Genomic DNA, 21,818 nt, shown 5'->3' on the forward strand with positions numbered 1-21,818 from the left:
GTGGCCGGCACCCTGAAGAACGTGACCGACGACTCCTTCGAGCAGGACGTCCTGAAGAGCGACAAGCCTGTCCTGGTGGACTTCTGGGCTGCCTGGTGCGGTCCGTGCCGTCAGATCGCTCCGTCCCTCGAGGCCATCGCCGCCGAGTACGGAGACAAGATCGAGGTCGTCAAGCTCAACATCGACGAGAACCCGGGCACGGCCGCCAAGTACGGCGTCATGTCCATCCCGACCCTGAACGTCTACCAGGGCGGCGAGGTCGCCAAGACCATCGTCGGCGCCAAGCCGAAGGCCGCGATCGTGCGCGACCTCGAGGACTTCATCGCCGAGTAAAGCGGTGGGCCGCCTCCACGGCGGTGCATGTTTCACGTGAAACACGAATGGGCCGACCCTCTTGGGTCGGCCCATTCGTGTGAGCGGGATCAGAGCGGACGCAGGGCCGGCTCCTTCTGCACCGCACCCAGCAGCCGGTCGAGTGCCATCTCCACGTCTTCCTTCCAGGAGAGTGTCGACCTCAGTTCCAGACGCAGCCGCGGGTAGGCGGGATGCTGGCGGACCGTCTTGAAGCCCACGGCGAGCAGATGGTCCGCGGGCAGCACACAGGCCGGCTCCTTCCACCGGGCGTCGCCGAAGGCCTCGATCGCCTTGAACCCCCGGCGCAGCAGATCTTTCGCCACCGTCTGCACCATGACGCGGCCAAGTCCCTGTCCCTGGTAGTCGGGCAGGATGAAGGCGGTCATCAGCTGTACCGCGTCGGGAGACACCGGGCTGGTGGGGAACGCCATGGAGCGCGGCACATAGGCGGGGGGCGCGTAGAGGACGTAGCCGACGGGGACCTCGTCCACGTAGACCACGCGTCCGCAGGAGCCCCAGTCGAGCAGGACGGCCGAGATCCAGGACTCCTTCTCGAGCGCTGCGGTGCCCGCCTTTATCGCTGCTTCGCCGCTGACGGGGTCGAGCTCCCAGAAGACGCATGAGCGGCAGCGCTGGGGGAGGTCCGGAAGGTTGTCCAGCGTGAGCGGTACGAGCCGACGGCCCATGAAGGCTGTTCCTCGCTTCCTTCACCCGCTGCCACACGGGCGGCGGTCAGAGCACTCCGTTCTCTGAGCAGGCTGCCGATGAAGCCGCTGACGACGCCCACCCCCAGCCCCGCGCTCATCAGTCCGGTGCGGCTCGTCATTCGCATGGCCCCTGCCTAGCTCTCAGAGGTGGTGCCGGGTGGATGCGCTCTCTACGAACGCATCGTATCCAGGAAGCGATTCCCCCGATACCGCCACAAGGCAAAGGGCGGACCGTGTTCCGGTAGACACCGGACACGATCCGCCCTGACCGGTTCTCAGGCCGAGGGGAGCGACTTCTCAGGAATCGGTCTCTTCGGCGTCGTCCTCGTCCACCAGGCTCTTCTGGAGCACCGGGCCCTCTCCAGGGGCGAGGGTGCCGAGGATGCGCTCAAGGTCTTCCATCGAGGCGAACTCGACGGTGATCTTGCCCTTCTTCTGGCCGAGGTCGACCTTCACCCGCGTCTCGAAGCGGTCCGAGAGCCGCGTCGCCAGGTCGGACAGAGCCGGGGATACCCGGGCGCCCGCGCGCGGTCCCTTGGAGCGCTGAGCCTTCTGCGGCCGCGAGCCCATCAGGGTCACGATCTCTTCGACGGCTCGCACCGAGAGGCCCTCAGCCACGATGCGGTGAGCCAGCCGGTCCTGCTCCTCGGAGTCCTCCACGGAGAGCAGAGCACGGGCATGTCCGGCGGACAGCACTCCGGCGGCCACGCGACGCTGCACGGTCGGGGACAGCTTCAGCAGACGCAGGGTGTTGGACACCTGGGGACGGGACCGGCCGATGCGGTCGGCCAGCTGGTCGTGCGTGCAGTTGAAGTCCTTGAGCAGCTGGTCGTAGGCGGCGGCCTCTTCCAGCGGATTCAGTTGCGCACGGTGCAGGTTCTCCAGCAGCGCGTCCAGGAGGAGCTTCTCGTCCTCCGTGGCGCGCACGATGGCCGGGATGGCGTCGAGGCCGGCCTCGCGGCAGGCACGCCAGCGGCGCTCACCCATGATGAGCTCGTAGCGGCCGCCGCCCACCTGCCGTACGACGACCGGCTGGAGCAGACCGACCTCCTTGATGGAGGTGATCAGCTCGGCCAAGGCGTCCTCGTCAAAGACCTCACGGGGCTGCCGCGGATTCGGCGTGATGGCGTCGAGGGGGATCTCGGCGAAGTGCGCGCCCACCGGCGCGGACGGCACCGAGGGGCTCGCCGCCGCGGTGTCCTCCGTTTCACGTGAAACAGAGGACAGGGTGGCCACCTTCGCGGCCGCCACTCCACGCTCGTTCGGCAGTACCGGGACCGCTGCGGGCGACGGGGAGGCCGTCCCGCCCAATGCGGCCGGCGGCACCGTCTTCTCTGTCGGGGCAGCGGGGATCAGTGCTCCGAGCCCACGACCCAGCCCCCTCCGTCGCTCACTCACTGCACGCCCTCCACCATGTTCGGATCAGTCTGCTGTGCGCCGATGTGCGCCTGCGACGCGTCGTACCGGACACCGACACCCCTCAGCGCGATCTCGCGTGCCGCCTCGAAGTACGAGAGAGCACCGCTCGATCCAGGATCGTAAGTCAGCACCGTCTGCCCGTAGCTCGGTGCCTCGGAGATGCGGACGGAGCGGGGGATGCTGGTGCGCAGGACCTCGTCGCCGAAGTGCGTACGCACCTCCTCGGCAACCTGGGAGGCGAGCCGCGTCCGGCCGTCGTACATGGTGAGCAGGATCGTCGAGACGTGCAGGGCGGGGTTGAGGTGGCCCCGCACCAGGTCGACGTTGCGCAGCAGCTGCCCAAGTCCCTCCAGCGCGTAGTACTCGCACTGGATCGGGATGAGCACCTCCTGGCCGGCCACCAGGGCGTTGACCGTGAGGAGGCCGAGCGACGGCGGACAGTCAATGAGGATGTAGTCCAGCGGCTGCTCGTAGACCTGGATGGCCCGCTGCAACCGGCTCTCCCGCGCCACCAGCGACACCAGCTCGATCTCCGCACCGGCGAGATCGATGGTGGCGGGGGCGCAGAAAAGACCCTCGACATCGGGGACGGGCTGGACGACCTCCGCCAGGGGCTTGCTCTCCACCAGTACGTCGTAGATGGAGGGCACCTCGGCGTGGTGGTCGATCCCCAGGGCGGTGGACGCGTTGCCCTGCGGGTCGAGGTCGATCACCAGGACGCGGGCGCCGTGCAGAGCGAGTGAGGCGGCCAGGTTGACGGTAGTCGTCGTCTTCCCGACACCGCCCTTCTGATTGGCGACCACGATGACTCGGGTCTGCTCGGGTCGCGGCAGCCCCTCACCGGCACGGCCCAGAGCCTCCACCGCCAGTTGGGCGGCGCGACCGATGGGAGTGTCGTCCATCGGAGGCGGTGTTTCACGTGAAACATCCGCCCCCATCGATTCGGTACGGGGACCGGGGACCGGATCGGTCATCGGTCCCGCGATGTTGGCGTCGGACCGCAAGGATTCACTCTCCTCGACTACAGGCTCGCAATGAACAGAGCCTCCCATGTCTTCGGGGTCGCGAACCAGTGAGGCCTGACGTTCTGTGGAGAAATCCACCTCTGTGGACAACTCCGTGCCCCGTGAGGGGAGAGGTGACTCACGTGGAGCGGAGTTCTCGCCGAGGGAGCCAAGGGGCTTCCGTTCGCGAGGTTCGGCCGCAGCGCGGCCCCGACTGATGATGCCGTGCAGCAGTGAGCGACGTTTCACGTGAAACACGATGCACAGCAGCGGAGGCGGCACTGCCGCGACACTCCGGCGTGCGTAGGTGAGGCAGCTTGTGTGGAGTACGCCCGGCCCCGAGGGGCCGAGCGCATCACCCCGTCGTGCGTCTCCGTCGTGCTGGCCCCCTCGCACTCCACGGCGAGGGAGGTAAGGCTATCCGCGTCGACGCCGGGCCCGTCCGGTACGGGCGGCCTTGGCGCGCTTGGCGGCGAAGCGCACACCGCCAGGGCTCTCCCCGACCTCCACCCGCACCACCGTGGACAGGGGATCCACGACGCCCTCGCCGACGTGCACGATCGACGTGGTCACGGCGCCGAGCTTGGTCAGGGCGGTGGCCGCGCTCTTCAGTTCTTCCTCCGCGGTGTCGCCCTTGAGCGCGAGCATCTCCCCGTACGGCCGCAGCAGGGGGATGCCCCAGGTGGCCAGACGATCGAGCGGCGCCACGGCTCGTGCGGTCACCACATGCACCGGAGGCAGCTTGCCCATGACCTCCTCGGCACGTCCTCGCACGACGGTCACATGCTCCAGCCCGAGCAGCTCCACGACCTCGGTCAGGAAGTTGGTACGGCGGAGCAGCGGCTCCAGCAGGGTGATCTTCAGGTCCTCCCGGACCAAGGCCAGCGGGATGCCCGGCAGACCGGCCCCGGAGCCGACGTCGCACACGGTGACGCCCTCGGGCACGACCTCCGAGAGCACCGCGCAGTTCAGCAGATGCCGCTCCCACAGGCGGGGCACCTCGCGGGGGCCGATCAGACCGCGCTGCACGCCCGCCTCGGCGAGCAGCTCGGCGTACCGGACCGCGTCCGCGAAGCGTTCACCGAACACCTCACGGGCCTGCTCGGGCGCGGGGGGAAGCTCCGCTGCCTCCGTCACGGGGGACCGTCCTTCCGTACCGTGCCGACGCGGGGCGCCGACACCAGACCAGAACTACCAGGCTGACAAAGAGCGGCCCCGCCTGCGCAACAGACGGGGCCGGTGGAACGGTGGAGCCGATCAGGCGGGAAGCACGACGACGAAGCGCTGCGGCTCCTCGCCCTCGGACTCGCTGCGCAGGCCGGCCGCCTTGACCGCGTCGTGCACGACCTTGCGCTCGAACGGGGTCATCGGGTCGAGCCTCACGGGCTGCCCGCTGCTCTTGGCTTCGGCCGCGGCCTTGGCACCCAGGTCGGAGAGCTCGGTGCGCTTGCGGGCGCGGTAGTCGGCGATGTCGAGCATCAGACGGCTGCGGTCGCCGGTCTCCCGGTGGACCGCGAGACGCGTGAGCTCCTGGAGAGCCTCCAGCACCTCGCCGTCACGGCCCACGAGCTTCTGCAGGTCGCGGCTGCCCGTGTCACTGATGATCGAGACAGAGGCCCGGTCGGCCTCGACATCCATGTCGATGTCGCCGTCGAGATCGGCGATGTCGAGCAGACCCTCCAGGTAGTCCGCCGCGATCTCGCCCTCCTGCTCGAGGCGGGTCAGGGTGTCTGCGCCCTCGGCAGCGGCCGCGGTGGTGCCTTCCGTCACGGGATGGACTCCTTCTTACTTCTTCGACGGGGACTTGGGCCGCTGCGGGCCCTTGCGCTGTCCGGACTGGGCCCTGCTGCGGGTGGAGCCGTTGCCGGCGGGCTTGGCGTCGCCCTTTTTGGCGGCGGGCTTGGGGTCCTGGTCCTGCGGGTCGTCGGCCTTGGTCAGCGAGGTGGGTTCACCCGCCGGCTTGGCCGCGCCGGAGTGGCGCTTGGACTTGGGCTGCCGCTTGGGCTGCTGCCGCTTGGGGGCGACGGTGGCGGTCGTCGTGCCGCCCTCGGCCTGAGCGGCGGCGCTGCTCTCACCCTTGATCACCGTGCCGTCGGCCTGGGCGGCGAGACCCGCCTTGTTCAGGCCGTTGATGAACTTGCGCTCGTACTCGTTGCGGTCACGGCCCTTCGCGACGATCGCCTTGACGATGGCGCGCTCCCGGCGGTTGCGGGTCTTGCCGTGCTTGGCGACGTGCTTGGAGAGGCGCTCCAGGTAGGCGGCCTGGGCCTTGGAACCCGGGGTGGGGTTGTTGTGGATGACGTACATCTGCTGGCCCATGGTCCACACGTTGGTGGTCAGCCAGTAGACGAGGACACCGACCGGGAAGTTGATGCCGAAGACGGCGAAGATGACGGGGAAGACGTACATCAGCATCTTCTGCTGCTGCATGAACGGCGTCTTCACCGTGGTGTCGACGTTCTTCGTCATCAGCTGGCGCTGCGTGTAGAACTGCGACAGCGACATCAGGACGATCATGATCGCCGTGACGACGCGGACGTCGAGCAGTGTCGAGTTCAGCGCCTCGACCTTCTCCGGGCTGTCCGTGAACTTCGCGGCGAGCGGGGCACCGAAGATGTGGGCCTTCTGAGCGCTCTCCAGCAGTCGCTCGTTGATCACGCCGATGGTGTCGTTCGACGCGATGCTGTTGAGCACGTGGTACAGCGCGAAGAAGAACGGCGACTGCGCCAGGATGGGAAGGCACGAGGAGAGCGGGTTGGTGCCCGTCTCCTTGTAGAGCTTCATCATCTCTTCGGACTGGCGCTGCTTGTCGTTCTTGTAGCGCTCCTGGATCTTCTTCATCTCCGGCTGGAGCGTCTGCATGGCGCGCGTCGCCTTGATCTGCTTCACGAAGAGCGGGATCAGGCAGATGCGGATCAGAATCACCAGGGACACGATGGACAGGCCCCAGGCCCACCCCGTGTCCGGGCCGAAGATGGAGCCGTACACGCTGTGGAACTGGACGATGACCCAGGAGACAGGTGTCGTGATGAAGCTGAAGAGGCTGGCAATCGTGTCCACTAATCATGCTCCTTGGGCATGGGACGAGGTCTCTGCGGCCGGGCTCGACGGACTCGTAGGACTCGTGGGAGAAGCCTGTCCCTCGGTGGCCGGTTCGGCGGCGGAGGTCCCGCCCTTGCGTGCACGCCAGGCGTTACGCAGCATTTCGTGCCACCGCGGGCGCTTGCGCGGCGGGACATGGTCCACACCGCCGAGCGACCACGGGTTGCAGCGCAGGATGCGCCAGGCCGTGAGTGCTGTGCCCTTGACGGCACCGTGCCGGTCAATGGCCGTGTAGCCGTAGTGGGAACACGACGGGTAGTACTTGCACACCGGGCCCAGCAGCGGACTGATCGTCCACTGGTAGAGCTTGATCAGTGCCAGCAGCGGGTACTTCATCGCGCGCCACCTCCCAGCAGCCGCTGCAGAGCGGCGTCCAGGTCTCGGGCCAGCTGTGCATGGTCGGCGTCGCCCGCGGCGGGCAGCGCTCGTACCACTACCAGGCTACCGGGGGGCAGCCGGTCGACTCGCTCGCGCATCAGATGGCGAAGCCTCCGCTTCACCTTGTTGCGCACCACCGCTCCGCCCACGGCCTTGCTCACGACGAAACCCGCACGCGTCGGGGGAGCGCTCTCCCCAGGCGCATGCGGGTCCGTTGCACCGCTACGAAGATGGACGACGAGATGCTGGCGCCCGGCCCGGCGTCCTCGTCGTACCGCGGTCGCGAAGTCCTCGCGCCGCCTCAGCCGGTTCTCGGTGGGCAGCACGACGTCATGACCTGACCGGGATCAGGCGGACAGACGGGCGCGGCCCTTGCTGCGGCGGGACGCGAGAATCGCGCGGCCGGCACGGGTGCGCATACGCAGCCGGAAGCCGTGGGTCTTGGCGCGACGACGGTTGTTCGGCTGGAAGGTGCGCTTGCTCACTCGGGGGCTCCAGAAAGAATCGGTGGTTGCGGGGTGCCGTCCTGGCTGTCACCGTGCGCCCACGAGTAGCTCGCGTTACGCCCGAGTGCACCGCTGACCGATCATCTTGCGATCTGTGCCCATCGGAGGCAGGCGGCAGCAGCCATCGACAACTCGACCTGGTTACGGTACGCGCGGCTGCGCCATTCGGTCAAACCGACGGGCGCCGGGAGACACTTGTCCACAGCCTGGGGACAACAACTTGAACCGTACCGGTCGCGCTGACTACCGTGACTGGACTCCGATTCGTTCCCTTGACCCTCCACCACCCGATTTACATCCCGACCCGTCCCTCGCATCACACGATCGAGGGACCTGTGAGAGAGCGTGCCCTGTGGCTGACGTACCTGCCGATCTTGCCGCAGTGTGGCCACGCGTACTGGAGCAACTGCTCGGCGAGGGCCGTGGTCAAGGTGTCGAGAGCAAGGACGAACACTGGATCCGGCGCTGCCAGCCGCTGGCCCTGGTCGCCGACACCGCCCTGCTCGCCGTGCCCAACGAGTTCGCCAAGGGCGTGCTCGAGGGCCGGCTGGCCCCGGTCGTCAGCGAGAGCCTGAGCCGCGAGTGCGGCCGCCCGATCCGTATCGCGATCACGGTCGACGAGACCGCCGGCGAGCCGCCGGCCACACCCTCGCCCGCTCCCCGTCCGCAGCCGCGCTACGAGGAGCCGGAGCTGCCCTCCGTCCACCCGGAGCGCCCGGATCACCGTGAGCGTCCGGACCACCGCGACCGGCAGGAGCGCGAGCCGTACGGCGGGTACGACCGCCGCCGGGGCGACCAGCAGGGCCGGGCGGACGACCAGCTGCCCTCCGCCCGCCCCGCCTACCCGTCGGAGTACCAGCGCCCCGAGCCCGGCTCCTGGCCGCGTCCCTCGCATGACGACTACGGGTGGCAGCAGCAGCGGCTCGGCTTCCCCGACCGTGACCCGTACGCCTCGCCGTCCCAGGACGCGTACGGCTCCCCGCAGCAGGACGCGTACGGTTCGCAGGATCCGTACGGCTCGGACTCCTACGGCGGTCCGTCCTCCCAGGACTACCGTCCCCAGCCTGTGGAGCGCCCGTCCTACGACCAGCGCTCCGACTACGAGACGTCCCGCGGCGACTACGACCAGCGCGACGACCGGCGCCGCGACCTGCCCGAGCCGCCGCCCGGCTCGGGGCACGTCCACCGCGGCGGCCCGGTCGGCCCGAACCTGCCGACGACCGGCGCGCCCGGCCCGCTGGCGGCGCAGCCGGCCCCGGCGACCGGGCCCGGCGAGCCGACCGCGCGGCTGAACCCGAAGTACCTCTTCGACACGTTCGTCATCGGCGCGTCCAACCGCTTCGCGCACGCGGCCGCGGTGGCCGTCGCGGAGGCGCCGGCGAAGGCGTACAACCCCCTGTTCATCTATGGGGAGTCGGGCCTCGGCAAGACGCATCTGCTGCACGCGATCGGGCACTACGCGCGGAGCCTCTACCCGGGCACGCGCGTGCGGTACGTGAGCTCGGAGGAGTTCACCAACGAGTTCATCAACTCCATCCGCGACGGCAAGGGCGACAGCTTCCGCAAGCGCTACCGCGAGATGGACATCCTGCTCGTCGACGACATCCAGTTCCTGGCGGACAAGGAGTCGACGCAGGAGGAGTTCTTCCACACGTTCAACACGCTCCACAACGCCAACAAGCAGATCGTGCTGTCCAGCGACCGGCCGCCCAAGCAGCTGGTGACGCTGGAGGACCGGCTGCGGAACCGTTTCGAGTGGGGTCTGATCACCGACGTCCAGCCGCCGGAGCTGGAGACGCGCATCGCGATCCTGCGCAAGAAGGCGGTGCAGGAGCAGCTCAACGCCCCTCCGGAGGTGCTGGAGTTCATCGCCTCCCGTATCTCGCGCAACATCCGCGAGCTGGAGGGCGCGCTGATCCGGGTGACGGCCTTCGCCTCGCTCAACCGGCAGCCGGTGGACCTGGGGCTCACGGAGATCGTCCTCAAGGATCTGATGCCCGGAGGCGACGACTCGGCCCCGGAGATCACCTCGACGGCCATCATGAGCGCGACCGCCGACTACTTCGGGCTCACCGTCGAGGACCTGTGCGGCACCTCGCGCGGACGCGCGCTGGTGACCGCCCGGCAGATCGCCATGTACCTGTGCCGTGAGCTGACGGACCTGTCGCTGCCGAAGATCGGCGCGCTGTTCGGCGGGCGGGACCACACGACGGTGATGCACGCCGACCGGAAGATCCGCAATCTGATGGCCGAGCGGCGGTCCATCTACAACCAGGTCACCGAGCTGACCAACCGCATCAAGGCCGGCTGACGGCCCGCACGCGCGGCTGAGGGCGTCCCTGGAGAGATCCGGGGGCGCCCTTCTTCGTGTCCCGGCTTCCCGATGCGTCTCCCGCCTCCCCGGGCCTCCCCGGCCGGGGGCTCACGGGGACCGAGGCTGTTCCGCGGCGCCCCGCGAGGATCCGCGACGACTCCCGCTGTTCGATTCCCGCCGCGGGTTACGGCCTTCCTCCACAGATTCGGTGACTTTTTTCCGTCCACACGCTGGGGACCGGAAAGTTGTCCCGACGCCGTCCACAGCCGCCCCTGGTGAGAAGCTGTCTGCGCAGGTCACCTGCCTGTGGATCCGTGGACGAACGATCTCCACAGACTGTGGACGACGAGATGATCCACAGCCTGTGCATGAAGTTGTCCACGGGCTTCCCACAGGCTGCGGCCGGTTGTCCCCAGTGATCGGCCGCTTCTCCACATGACTGTCCACTGTTCGGCAACGCGACGCGCCTTCTCACCGCCCCGAGTGAAAGCCGTCACATCGAGCTGCCGGAGGGGGCTGTGGGAAAGGAGCGCAAACCTGGGGACGCGTCTGGGGAGAACTCGGCCTCCCCTGTGCACGGGATGTGCAGAACTTTCCGTTCTCCACAGAGAGGCCCGGTTGTCCACCGCCCCCGCCCACAGGGCCAGTGGACAAAAAACCGGCGCTGAGCTGCGCAAACGAGGTTATCCACGGTATCCACAGGCCCTACTACTACTCCCGACCATAGAGAGCGAGGAATTCGTTTCGAAGAGGGTCCTGTGCACAACTCGCTGTCTCGGCCCCGACTGCCACTCGTCACGACTTGACCCCGACGGGCACCTACTGTCAGTGCGGTGCGTCAGACTGGACCCCGGTGTCCTTCCCCTCCGAGGGGCCGACGACACCGAGTCAGACGACGAAGCCAGGCAGGGCGAGAAGCGCCGGCAACAGCAGGAGGCGGCAACAGTGAAGATCCGGGTGGAACGCGACGTACTCGCGGAGGCAGTGGCCTGGGCGGCTCGCAGCCTCCCGGCCCGTCCGCCGGCGCCTGTCCTCGCCGGCCTGCTGCTCAAGGCCGACGAGGGCCAGCTGAGCCTGTCCAGCTTCGACTACGAGGTCTCCGCACGCGTGTCGGTGGAGGCCGAGGTCGAGGAGGAGGGCACGGTCCTGGTCTCCGGCCGCCTGCTGGCCGACATCTCCCGCGCCCTGCCCAACCGTCCGGTGGAGATCTCCACAGACGGTGTGCGGGCCACGGTGGTCTGCGGCTCCTCGCGGTTCACCCTCCACACACTGCCTGTGGAGGAGTACCCGGCCCTGCCGCAGATGCCGAACGCGACGGGCACGGTCCCCGGCGAGGTCTTCGCCTCCGCCGTGCAGCAGGTCGCCATCGCGGCCGGCCGCGACGACACCCTGCCCGTCCTCACCGGTGTGCGCATCGAGATCGAGGGCGACACGGTGACGCTCGCCTCCACCGACCGCTACCGCTTCGCGGTCCGCGAGTTCCTGTGGAAGCCGGAGAACCCGGAGGCCTCCGCGGTCGCCCTGGTGCCCGCCAAGACGCTCCTGGACACCGCCAAGGCGCTGACCAGCGGCGACCAGGTGATCCTGGCGCTGTCCGGCTCCGGTGCCGGTGAGGGCCTGATCGGCTTCGAGGGAGCGGGCCGCCGCACCACCACGCGTCTGCTGGAGGGCGACCTCCCGAAGTACCGCACGCTGTTCCCGACGGAGTTCAACAGCGTCGCCGTGATCGAGACCGCCCCGTTCGTGGAGGCGGTGAAGCGCGTGGCGCTGGTCGCCGAGCGCAACACCCCGGTGCGGCTGAGCTTCGAGCAGGGCGTGCTCATCCTGGAGGCCGGTTCCAGCGACGACGCACAGGCTGTGGAAAGGGTCGACGCCCAGCTCGAGGGCGACGACATCTCCATCGCCTTCAACCCCACGTTCCTGCTGGACGGCCTGAGCGCCATCGACTCCCCGGTGGCCCAGCTGTCGTTCACCACGTCGACCAAGCCGGCGCTGCTCAGCGGCCGCCCGGCGATGGACGCGGAGGCGGACGACGCCTACAAGTACCTGATCATGCCGGTGCGTCTCAGCGGCTGATCCACAGGCCGCGGCGAAGCCGCAGGTGGGGACGGGCGTGTGAGCGCGTATGCCCACAGATGTGCGCGAGCGTCCGGGTTTAGGCTCGGACGCCGGTACGCAAGTGCCGTCACATCCCGTCGCACCCTTAAGGAACACATCTGATGGAGCTCGGTCTCGTCGGTCTCGGCAAGATGGGCGGCAACATGCGCGAGCGTCTGCGCCGCGCAGGCCACACCGTCTTCGGTTACGACCGCAACCCGGACCTCGCCGACGTCCACAGCCTGCAGGAGCTTGTGGGCAAGCTCAGCGGCCCCCGCGTGGTGTGGGTGATGGTCCCGGCCGGGGAGCCGACCCAGTCCACGGTCGACGAACTGGCCGAGCTGCTGGAGCCCGGCGACGTCGTGGTGGACGGCGGCAACTCCCGCTGGACCGACGACGAGAAGCACGCGGCGGAGCTGGCGGCCAAGGGCATCGGCTTCGTCGACTGCGGCGTCTCCGGCGGTGTCTGGGGCCTGGAGAACGGCTACGCGCTGATGTACGGCGGCTCCAAGGAGGACGTCGCCAAGGTGCAGCCGATATTCGACGCCCTCAAGCCGGAGGGCGACTTCGGCTCGGTGCACGCCGGCAAGGTCGGCGCGGGCCACTTCGCGAAGATGGTCCACAACGGCATCGAGTACGCCATGATGCAGGCCTACGCCGAGGGCTGGGAGCTGCTGGAGAAGGTCGACTCGGTGACCGACGTCCGGGAGGTCTTCCGCTCCTGGCAGGAGGGCACCGTCATCCGCTCCTGGCTGCTCGACCTGGCGGTCAACGCCCTCGACGAGGACGAGCACCTGGACGGGCTCCGGGGTTATGCACAGGACTCCGGTGAGGGACGCTGGACTGTGGAGGCCGCCATCGACAACGCGGTCCCGCTGCCGGCGATCACCGCCTCGCTGTTCGCGCGGTTCGCCTCGCGCCAGGAGGACTCGCCGCAGATGAAGATGATCGCGGCGCTGCGGAACCAGTTCGGCGGCCACGCGGTCGAGAAGAAGTAGTCCACAGGGACGCCATCTGTCCACAGGACCGCGCGGCGGTCCACAACGCCGGAGGAGGTCGGCGGAACGCCATGCACGTCACGCATCTGTCGCTGGCCGACTTCCGCTCCTACCCCCGGGTCGAGGTCCCGCTCGACCCCGGGGTGACGGCCTTCGTCGGGCCCAACGGGCAGGGCAAGACGAACCTCGTCGAGGCGGTCGGCTACCTCGCCACCCTCGGCAGCCACCGGGTGTCCTCCGACGCCCCGCTGGTGCGCATGGGAGCCGACCGCGCGATCGTCCGGGCCCAGGTCCGGCAGGGTGACCGGCAGCAGCTGGTCGAGCTGGAGCTCAACCCGGGCCGCGCCAACCGCGCCCGCATCAACCGCTCCTCGCAGGTCAGGCCGCGTGACGTGCTGGGCATCGTGCGGACCGTGCTGTTCGCGCCCGAGGACCTGGCGCTGGTCAAGGGCGATCCGGGGGAGCGCCGGCGCTTCCTGGACGAGCTGATCACTGCGCGCTCCCCGCGCATGGCGGGCGTGCGCTCCGACTACGACCGGGTGCTCAAGCAGCGCAACACGCTGCTGAAGTCGGCGGCGCTGGCCCGCCGGCACGGCGGCCGCACCCTGGACCTGTCCACGCTCGACGTGTGGGACCAGCACCTCGCCCGCGCGGGCGCCGAACTCCTGGCGCAGCGCCTGGACCTGCTGGCCGCGCTCCAGCCGCTGGCCGACAAGGCCTACGAGCAGCTGGCGCCGGGCGGCGGTCCGGTGGCGCTGGAGTACAAACCGTCCGCGCCCGGCGAGGCGCACACCCGTGAGGACCTCTTCGAGCAGCTGATCGCCGCGCTCGCGGAGGTCCGTAAGCAGGAGATCGAGCGCGGGGTCACCCTGGTCGGCCCGCACCGCGACGACCTGTCGCTCAAGCTGGGCGAGATGCCGGCCAAGGGCTACGCCTCCCACGGCGAGTCGTGGTCGTACGCGCTGGCGCTGCGTCTCGCCTCGTACGACCTGCTGCGGGCCGAGGGCAACGAGCCGGTGCTGGTGCTCGACGACGTCTTCGCCGAGCTGGACGCGCGCCGCCGGGAGCGGCTGGCCGAGCTGGTGGCCCCCGGCGAGCAGGTGCTGGTGACGGCCGCCGTCGACGACGACGTGCCGCACGTGCTGGCGGGCGCGCGGTTCACCGTGTCCGAGGGGACGGTGGAGCGCGCGTGAGCGGGCAGCAGCCGCCCGCCGGCGGTACCGGCGAGGACCCCGAGCCGTCGGGCGTCGATCTGGCGCGCGTGGCGCTGCGCGCGGCCCGTGAGGCGGCACGCGCGCGTGGGGACGCGGCGCAGCAGAGGAAGCAGGCGCGGCGCGGGGGCCTGCGCTCCGGCGCGCGTACCGACCGGCGCGATCCGATGGCGCTGGGCGCGGCGATCAACCGGCTGCTCACCGAGCGCGGCTGGGAGGCCCCGGCGGCGGTCGGCGGGGTGATGGGGCGCTGGCCGGAGATCGTCGGCGAGGACCTCGCCAAGCACTGTGAGCCGGAGCGCTACGACGAGGACGAGCGGGTGCTGGTGGTGCGCTGCGACTCGACGGCGTGGGCGACCAATCTGCGGCTGCTGGCGCCGACGCTCGTGGCCCGTCTCAACGACGACCTCGGGCACGGCACCGTGCGGCTGATCAAGGTGGTCGGACCCACCGGTCCGGCCCGCCGCTACGGGCCGCTGCGCGCCCCGGGCAGCACCGGTCCCGGCGACACGTACGGGTGATCCGGGACCCTTTTCCCGCCGTGCCAAGCACACGTGAGAGACATCACATCCGGGCGTCCGAGCGCTGCTTTCGCGGGCCGGATGCCCGCTTCGTCGTACCGCCGGACGCGGAGGCGAATCGCCACCTGACTCCTAAGTAGCCAAGGGTTGACGGCCGGAAGCGCTGAGTGCCCTCGTGGGGCCTCTGGAGCCCCCATCCGCATATCGGGAGTCGGGAGAGGCCGTTTCCGGGCGGCACATGCGGACTCAGGTGCCCGCAAACCCCCATCGATGTCAGCGCTACCGGTAGACTGGAAGACAATCCCGCCCCGATCGTGGGGACCGCCCGGGAAGACGCTGAGCAACGCTGATCAAGGCTTACCAACGCAACATGCCGCAGCCGCTCCGGCAACCTGCCGACGAGCCCGGCTCGTGCTGTGCCAGAAAGGGCGCTTCGTGGCCGATTCCGGCAACCCCAACGAGAACATCCCGTCCACCGACACCGCCGCCGGCGACGCGGCGAGCTCCTCGACCGGAGACGCCGCCACGTCGTACGACGCGAGTGCCATCACCGTCCTCGAGGGCCTGGACGCGGTCCGTAAGCGACCCGGCATGTACATCGGGTCGACGGGCGAGCGGGGCCTGCACCACCTGGTGCAGGAGGTCGTCGACAACTCGGTCGACGAGGCGCTGGCCGGCCACGCGGACACCATCGACGTGACGATCCTGGCCGACGGCGGCGTCCGCGTCGTCGACAACGGCCGTGGCATCCCCGTGGGCATCGTCCCCTCCGAGGGCAAGCCCGCCGTCGAGGTCGTCCTCACCGTGCTGCACGCGGGCGGCAAGTTCGGCGGCGGCGGTTACGCGGTCTCCGGCGGTCTGCACGGTGTGGGCGTGTCCGTGGTCAACGCGCTGTCGACGCGCGTCGCCGTCGAGGTGAAGACCGACGGCCACCGCTGGACGCAGGAGTACAAGCTGGGCGTCCCCACCGCGCCCCTGCAGCGGCACGAGGCGACGGAGGAGACCGGCACGTCGGTCACCTTCTGGGCCGACGGCGACATCTTCGAGACCACGGACTACTCGTTCGAGACGCTCTCCCGGCGCTTCCAGGAGATGGCGTTCCTCAACAAGGGCCTGCGGATCAACCTCACCGACGAGCGCGAGTCGGCGAAGGCGACCGCCGGTGCGGACGAGGCGGGCGAGGACGAGAAGCACGAGGTCAAGAGCGTCTCGTACCACTACGAGGGCGGCATCGTCGACTTCGTGAAGTACCTCAACTCCCGCAAGGGAGAGGTGATTCACCCCACCGTCATCGACCTCGAGGCGGAGGACAGGGAGCGCCACCTGTCGCTCGAGGTCGCCATGCAGTGGAACGGCGGCTACACGGAGGGCGTGTACTCCTTCGCCAACATCATCCACACCCATGAGGGCGGTACGCACGAGGAGGGCTTCCGTGCGGCGCTGACCTCGCTGATCAACAAGTACGCGCGCGACAAGAAGCTGCTCCGCGAGAAGGACGACAACCTCACCGGTGACGACATCCGCGAGGGCCTGACCGCGATCATCTCGGTCAAGCTGAGCGAGCCGCAGTTCGAGGGCCAGACCAAGACCAAGCTGGGCAACACCGAGGTGAAGACCTTCGTGCAGAAGGTCGTCTACGAGCACCTCGCCGACTGGCTGGACCGCAACCCGAACGAGGCCGCGGACATCGTCCGCAAGGGCATCGCGGCGGCCACCGCGCGCGTGGCGGCCCGCAAGGCGCGCGACCTGACGCGCCGCAAGGGCCTGCTGGAGACGGCGTCGCTGCCGGGCAAGCTGTCCGACTGCCAGTCGAACGACCCGACCAAGTGCGAGATCTTCATCGTCGAGGGTGACTCCGCCGGCGGCTCGGCCAAGTCCGGCCGGAACCCCGAGTACCAGGCGATCCTCCCGATCCGGGGCAAGATCCTCAACGTCGAGAAGGCGCGCATCGACCGGATCCTGCAGAACCAGGAGATCCAGGCGATGATCTCCGCGTTCGGCACCGGCGTGCACGAGGACTTCGACATCGAGAAGCTCCGCTATCACAAGATCATCCTGATGGCGGACGCCGACGTCGACGGCCAGCACATCAACACCCTGCTGCTGACGTTCCTGTTCCGCTTCATGCGGCCGCTGGTCGAGGCCGGGCACGTGTTCCTCTCCCGTCCCCCGCTCTACAAGATCAAGTGGGGCAAGGACGACTTCGAGTACGCGTACTCCGACCGCGAGCGCGACGCGCTGATCGAGATGGGCCGCAACGCGGGCAAGCGCATCCGTGAGGACTCCGTCCAGCGCTTCAAGGGCCTCGGCGAGATGAACGCCGAGGAGCTGCGCATCACCACGATGGACCAGGAGCACCGGGTCCTCGGCCAGGTCACCCTGGACGACGCCGCCCAGGCCGACGACCTCTTCTCCGTCCTGATGGGCGAGGACGTCGAGGCCCGCCGCGCGTTCATCCAGCGCAACGCCAAGGACGTCCGCTTCCTCGACATCTGAGTCGGTCTCAGCTGACCGCACCAGGAAGGACCTTCACCAGCAATGACCGACGAGAACACTCCCGTCACGCCTCTTGAGGACGCGGACGCGGCCGGCATGCGCGTCGAGCCCGTCGGGCTCGAGACGGAGATGCAGCGCTCGTACCTCGACTACGCGATGTCCGTCATCGTGTCGCGTGCGCTGCCCGACGTCCGTGACGGCCTCAAGCCCGTCCACCGCCGTGTGCTGTACGCGATGTACGACGGCGGCTACCGCCCGGAGCGCGGCTTCTACAAGTGCGCCCGCGTCGTCGGCGACGTCATGGGCAACTACCACCCGCACGGCGACTCCTCGATCTACGACGCGCTGGTCCGCCTGGCGCAGCCGTGGTCGATGCGGATGCCGCTGGTGGACTCCAACGGCAACTTCGGCTCCCCGGGCAACGACCCGGCGGCGGCGATGCGCTACACCGAGTGCAAGATGGCGCCGCTGTCGATGGAGATGGTCCGTGACATCGACGAGGAGACCGTCGACTTCACGGACAACTACGACGGCCGCTCGCAGGAGCCGACCGTCCTGCCGGCCCGGTTCCCGAACCTGCTGATCAACGGCTCGGCCGGTATCGCGGTCGGCATGGCGACCAACATCCCGCCGCACAACCTGCGCGAGGTCGCCGCCGGCGCCCAGTGGTACCTGGAGAACCCCGAGGCGTCGCACGAGGAGCTGCTGGACGCGCTCATCGAGCGCATCAAGGGCCCCGACTTCCCGACCGGCGCCCTGGTGGTGGGCCGCAAGGGCATCGAGGAGGCGTACCGCACGGGCCGCGGATCGATCACCATGCGCGCGGTGGTCGAGGTCGAGGAGATCCAGAACCGCCAGTGCCTGGTGGTCACGGAGCTGCCGTACCAGACCAACCCCGACAACCTCGCGCAGAAGATCGCCGACCTGGTGAAGGACGGCAGGATCGGCGGCATCGCCGACGTGCGCGACGAGACGTCCTCGCGGACCGGCCAGCGCCTGGTCATCGTGCTGAAGCGGGACGCGGTCGCCAAGGTCGTGCTGAACAACCTGTACAAGCACACCGACCTGCAGACCAACTTCGGCGCCAACATGCTGGCCCTGGTCGACGGCGTGCCGCGCACGCTGTCGCTCGACGCGTTCATCCGCCACTGGGTGACGCACCAGATCGAGGTCATCGTCCGCCGTACGCGCTTCCGGCTGCGCAAGGCCGAGGAGCGGGCGCACATCCTGCGCGGTCTGCTGAAGGCCCTGGACGCCATCGACGAGGTCATCGCGCTGATCCGGCGCAGCGACACCGTCGAGGTCGCGCGCGGCGGCCTGATGGACCTCCTGGAGATCGACGAGATCCAGGCCAACGCCATCCTCGAGATGCAGCTGCGCCGGCTGGCCGCCCTGGAGCGCCAGAAGATCGTCCAGGAGCACGACGAGCTCCAGACGAAGATCAACGAGTACAACGAGATCCTGGCCTCCCCGGTCCGCCAGCGCGGCATCGTGAGCCAGGAGCTGGCCGCGATCGTCGAGAAGTACGGCGACGACCGCAAGACGAAGCTGATCCCCTACGAGGGCGACATGTCCATCGAGGACCTGATCGCCGAGGAGGACATCGTCGTCACGGTCACGCGGGGCGGCTACATCAAGCGCACCAAGACCGACGACTACCGGGCGCAGAAGCGCGGCGGCAAGGGGGTGCGCGGGGCGAAGCTCAAGGAAGACGACATCGTCAACCACTTCTTCGTCTCGACCACGCACCACTGGCTGCTGTTCTTCACCAACAAGGGCCGCGTGTACCGCGTGAAGGCGTACGAGCTGCCCGACGCGGGCCGCGACGCGCGCGGACAGCACGTGGCGAACCTGCTGGCCTTCCAGCCGGACGAGACCATCGCCCAGATCCGCGCGATCCGCGACTACGAGGCGACGCCCTACCTGGTCCTGGCCACCAAGGCCGGCCTGGTGAAGAAGACCCCGCTGAAGGACTACGACTCCCCGCGGTCCGGCGGTGTCATCGCGATCAACCTGCGTGAGCAGGAGGACGGTACCGACGACGAACTGATCGGCGCCGAACTCGTCTCGGCCGAGGACGATCTGCTGCTGATCAGCAAGAAGGCACAGTCGATCAGGTTCACGGCGACGGACGACGCGCTGCGGCCCATGGGTCGCGCCACCTCGGGCGTCAAGGGCATGAGTTTCCGTGAAGGGGACGAGCTGCTCTCGATGAATGTTGTTCGACCCGGTACGTTCGTGTTCACTGCCACAGACGGCGGGTACGCGAAGCGGACCGCTGTCGACGAGTACCGCGTCCAGGGCCGCGGCGGCCTCGGCATCAAGGCCGCCAAGATCGTCGAGGACCGTGGTTCCCTCGTCGGCGCGCTGGTGGTCGAGGAGACCGACGAGATCCTCGCCATCACGCTGTCGGGTGGTGTGATTCGCACGCGAGTCAACGAGATCAGGGAAACCGGCCGTGACACCATGGGCGTCCAACTGATCAACCTGAGCAAGCGCGATGCCGTGGTCGGCATCGCCCGTAACGCCGAAGCGGGACGCGAGGCGGAGGAAGTCGACGGCGACGTGGTCGTGGACGAGTCCGCCGACGGGGACGCGACCACCGGTACGGACCAGGGCGAGGCGCCCTCGTCCGAGTAGCACGAGGAGTGAGTCAGCGTGAGCGGAGCCACGGGCGCCGGACCGGCCGGTACCAGTACGGGAACGGACGGCGGCGGCCGTGGCTCCGCCGCGCGGGCGACAGATCCGCACACGACCAATCTCAAAGCGATCAAGGCGCCGGTCTCCGACGCCTCCTCGTCCACCAGGCGGGGATCCCAGGGGGGAACCGTGACGGACACCCGAGGCCCGCAGGCCGCACCCGGGCAGGGTGCGGCCGCTCAGGCGGCCTCACCGCTGCCGGGGGAACGGCAGCCGCAGCAGCAGGCGGGCCCGTACCACCCGCCGCAGGCCTACCCGGCCGAGGCCGGCGCCGCCGGCCGCACCGGCGCGGTGCGCCGTCCCCGCACGGGCGCCAGCACCACCCCGCGCGTGCGCAAGGCGCGCCTGCGCGTGGCGAAGGCCGACCCGTGGTCGGTCATGAAGGTCAGCTTCCTGCTGTCGATCGCGCTCGGCATCTGCACGATCGTCGCGGCCGCCGTGCTGTGGATGGTCATGGACGCCATGGGCGTCTTCTCGACCGTCGGCGGCACGATCTCCGAGGCGACAGGCTCGGAAGGGTCCAACGGTTTTGACCTGCAGTCGTTCCTGTCGCTGCCCAACGTCCTGATGTTCACGACGGTCATCGCCGTCATCGACGTCATCCTGGCGACGGCGCTGGCGACCCTGGGCGCGTTCATCTACAACCTGTCGGCCGGTTTCGTGGGCGGCGTCGAGCTGACCCTGGCCGAGGACGAGTGACCTGCTCAGCGGGCGCGCCCCGGTCGCGCTGACGGCCCGCGGGGAACCGATTTTGGGACTGCCCCGGTCGTGCGCTAATCTTCAGGAGTCAGCGCGCGGGACACACCCCCGCAAAGCGCGGCGGGGCTATAGCTCAGTTGGTTAGAGCGCATCCCTGATAAGGATGAGGCCACAGGTTCAAATCCTGTTAGCCCCACCAGCACGAAGACCCCCGGTCCACTTGGACCGGGGGTTTTCGCGTTCCGCGGTCGGTGTCTGCCGGTTACGGTCGTCGGATGGCATCTGATCCCACGTCGTCCGCCGCGGACGTCACGTCGCTGCCCAGGGCGGAGTTCGCCTTCCCCGGCCCGCTGCGCGACCGGCTGGTCGCGGCGATCCTCGACGGCTCCAAGACCGCAACGGCAGCTCTCGTCGCCGAGTACGAGCACGAGGGGGAGCCTCTGCCGGAGGTCGGGGACCGTTCGGTGGTCGTCGACTCGGACGACCGGCCGGTCGCGGTCGTCGAGGTGACCGGCGTGCGTGTCGTCCCGCTCGCGCGGGTGGATCTCGCCCATGCGGTGGACGAGGGGGAGGGGTACACCGGCGTGGCCGAGTGGCGCGCGGGCCACGAGCGGTTCTGGGGCAGCGCGCAGATGCGTGCGGCGCTGGAGGACCCGGACTTCGTCGTGGACGACACGACGCCGGTCGTTCTGGAGCGCTTCCGTGTCGTCACCCGTCTTCGCCCCGCCGGCTGAGCCGCGATCCGGAAACTCCTCGCGTCGCGTGGGGCCGGGCGGTACGGTCGCGGACTTCTGCTCGTGACGGGAAGGTAGGGCTTCATGGCGAGTCGGATCAGTGAACTGGTGCTGGAGTGCCGTGACCCGGAACTGCTCGCGCGGTTCTGGTGCGAGGTGCTCGACTTCGTGGAGCTGGACCGCGACGGGGACGACATCGAGATCGGCCCGCGGGAAGGGTTCGGCGGGGCGCAGCCGACGATCGTCCTCAGCAAGCAGGACCGGCCGCAGCCGGACAGGACACGGCTGCACATCGATGTGAACGCCACCGACCGCGACCAGGACGCCGAGCTGGAACGCCTTCTGGCGCTCGGGGCGCGGCCGGCCGACGTGGGGCAGACCGGTGAGGAGCCGTGGCATGTGCTCGCCGACCCCGAGGGCAACGCGTTCTGCCTGCTGAGGAGGCGTCTCGACCCGCTCTGAGGGCCTGTCGCGGGCTTGAGGCGCCCCGGAAGTCCTACGGAAGCCTCACAGAGGCTCACACCGCTGTGTGCGGGCGCGGGGTTCCGGACATGACCCGGACCCCGGTCGGCGGACGA

General features: G+C 69.1%; 20 protein-coding genes and 1 tRNA gene. 12 read left to right on the plus strand and 9 right to left on the minus strand.

Annotation, left to right across the window (positions count from 1 at the left end; genetic code table 11):
* Positions 1-333 (plus strand): thioredoxin, encoded by a 333-nt coding sequence (trxA, locus tag ACP7TJ_RS16040; protein ID WP_003991504.1) that lies wholly within the window; start codon positions 1-3, stop codon positions 331-333.
* 89 nt (positions 334-422) lie between these two features.
* Here trxA and ACP7TJ_RS16045 read toward each other — a convergent pair whose 3' ends face one another.
* The 9 genes from ACP7TJ_RS16045 to rpmH form a co-directional block, all read right to left on the minus strand.
* Positions 423-1,040, minus strand: a complete 618-nt coding sequence (locus ACP7TJ_RS16045) for a GNAT family N-acetyltransferase (RefSeq protein ID WP_093764283.1) — start codon at positions 1,038-1,040, stop codon at positions 423-425.
* A 318-nt stretch (positions 1,041-1,358) separates the two neighbouring features.
* A complete protein-coding gene (locus ACP7TJ_RS16050; RefSeq protein ID WP_189910061.1) occupies positions 1,359-2,459 on the minus strand; it encodes a ParB/RepB/Spo0J family partition protein in 1,101 nt (366 codons plus the stop codon).
* On the minus strand, positions 2,456-3,532 hold the full coding sequence (locus tag ACP7TJ_RS16055; RefSeq protein ID WP_427763590.1) for a ParA family protein: 1,077 nt from the start codon (positions 3,530-3,532) through the stop codon (positions 2,456-2,458). The genes ACP7TJ_RS16050 and ACP7TJ_RS16055 overlap by 4 nt, the downstream gene beginning before the upstream one ends.
* A 369-nt stretch (positions 3,533-3,901) precedes the next feature.
* Positions 3,902-4,621, minus strand: a complete 720-nt coding sequence (rsmG, locus tag ACP7TJ_RS16060; protein WP_093764285.1) for a 16S rRNA (guanine(527)-N(7))-methyltransferase RsmG — start codon at positions 4,619-4,621, stop codon at positions 3,902-3,904.
* A gap of 120 nt (positions 4,622-4,741) precedes the next feature.
* Positions 4,742-5,254, minus strand: a complete 513-nt coding sequence (locus ACP7TJ_RS16065) for a protein jag (protein ID WP_093764286.1) — start codon at positions 5,252-5,254, stop codon at positions 4,742-4,744.
* Between the two features lie 15 nt (positions 5,255-5,269).
* Positions 5,270-6,544, minus strand: coding sequence for a membrane protein insertase YidC (gene yidC / locus ACP7TJ_RS16070; protein ID WP_093764287.1), 1,275 nt, complete (start codon positions 6,542-6,544; stop codon positions 5,270-5,272).
* A gap of 3 nt (positions 6,545-6,547) precedes the next feature.
* Positions 6,548-6,922: a membrane protein insertion efficiency factor YidD gene (yidD, locus tag ACP7TJ_RS16075; protein WP_078541038.1), complete on the minus strand. Its 375-nt coding sequence runs from the start codon at positions 6,920-6,922 to the stop codon at positions 6,548-6,550.
* Positions 6,919-7,290: a ribonuclease P protein component gene (rnpA, locus tag ACP7TJ_RS16080; protein ID WP_093764288.1), complete on the minus strand. Its 372-nt coding sequence runs from the start codon at positions 7,288-7,290 to the stop codon at positions 6,919-6,921. Before rnpA ends, yidD begins: the two co-directional genes overlap by 4 nt.
* 21 nt (positions 7,291-7,311) lie before the next feature.
* Entirely contained in the window at positions 7,312-7,449 is a 138-nt protein-coding gene (gene rpmH / locus ACP7TJ_RS16085; protein ID WP_003956500.1) for a 50S ribosomal protein L34, read from the minus strand.
* Between the two features lie 373 nt (positions 7,450-7,822).
* Here rpmH and dnaA point away from each other — a divergent pair, with 373 nt between their 5' ends.
* From dnaA to ACP7TJ_RS16140, 11 genes are all read left to right on the plus strand, one after another.
* Entirely contained in the window at positions 7,823-9,781 is a 1,959-nt protein-coding gene (gene dnaA, locus ACP7TJ_RS16090) for a chromosomal replication initiator protein DnaA (RefSeq protein ID WP_427763594.1), read from the plus strand.
* A 948-nt stretch (positions 9,782-10,729) separates the two neighbouring features.
* The gene (gene dnaN, locus ACP7TJ_RS16095; protein ID WP_093764290.1) at positions 10,730-11,860 is read left to right on the plus strand and encodes a DNA polymerase III subunit beta; all 1,131 of its coding nucleotides are present in this window, start codon (positions 10,730-10,732) and stop codon (positions 11,858-11,860) included.
* Between the two features lie 143 nt (positions 11,861-12,003).
* Positions 12,004-12,879: a phosphogluconate dehydrogenase (NAD(+)-dependent, decarboxylating) gene (gnd, locus tag ACP7TJ_RS16100; protein WP_167741380.1), complete on the plus strand. Its 876-nt coding sequence runs from the start codon at positions 12,004-12,006 to the stop codon at positions 12,877-12,879.
* Between the two features lie 71 nt (positions 12,880-12,950).
* Complete coding sequence (recF, locus tag ACP7TJ_RS16105) at positions 12,951-14,072, plus strand: DNA replication/repair protein RecF (RefSeq protein WP_093764292.1); 1,122 nt, start codon at positions 12,951-12,953, stop codon at positions 14,070-14,072.
* Complete coding sequence (locus ACP7TJ_RS16110) at positions 14,069-14,611, plus strand: DUF721 domain-containing protein (RefSeq protein ID WP_320585845.1); 543 nt, start codon at positions 14,069-14,071, stop codon at positions 14,609-14,611. Before recF ends, ACP7TJ_RS16110 begins: the two co-directional genes overlap by 4 nt.
* Before the next feature lie 435 nt (positions 14,612-15,046).
* Entirely contained in the window at positions 15,047-17,107 is a 2,061-nt protein-coding gene (gene gyrB / locus ACP7TJ_RS16115) for a DNA topoisomerase (ATP-hydrolyzing) subunit B (protein ID WP_176710650.1), read from the plus strand.
* 42 nt (positions 17,108-17,149) lie between these two features.
* Positions 17,150-19,747: a DNA gyrase subunit A gene (gene gyrA / locus ACP7TJ_RS16120; RefSeq protein ID WP_189910065.1), complete on the plus strand. Its 2,598-nt coding sequence runs from the start codon at positions 17,150-17,152 to the stop codon at positions 19,745-19,747.
* A gap of 18 nt (positions 19,748-19,765) precedes the next feature.
* The gene (locus tag ACP7TJ_RS16125) at positions 19,766-20,506 is read left to right on the plus strand and encodes a DUF3566 domain-containing protein (RefSeq protein ID WP_093764296.1); all 741 of its coding nucleotides are present in this window, start codon (positions 19,766-19,768) and stop codon (positions 20,504-20,506) included.
* A gap of 122 nt (positions 20,507-20,628) precedes the next feature.
* Positions 20,629-20,705 (plus strand) — tRNA-Ile (locus tag ACP7TJ_RS16130).
* Between the two features lie 76 nt (positions 20,706-20,781).
* Positions 20,782-21,240, plus strand: coding sequence for an ASCH domain-containing protein (locus ACP7TJ_RS16135; protein WP_228919198.1), 459 nt, complete (start codon positions 20,782-20,784; stop codon positions 21,238-21,240).
* An 84-nt stretch (positions 21,241-21,324) separates the two neighbouring features.
* Positions 21,325-21,702, plus strand: a complete 378-nt coding sequence (locus ACP7TJ_RS16140) for a VOC family protein (RefSeq protein WP_266398764.1) — start codon at positions 21,325-21,327, stop codon at positions 21,700-21,702.
* The last annotated feature ends 116 nt before the right edge of the window (positions 21,703-21,818 follow it).

The organism is Streptomyces sp. DSM 41931 (assembly GCF_050271085.1).
Lineage (GTDB): Bacteria > Actinomycetota > Actinomycetes > Streptomycetales > Streptomycetaceae > Streptomyces > Streptomyces albogriseolus.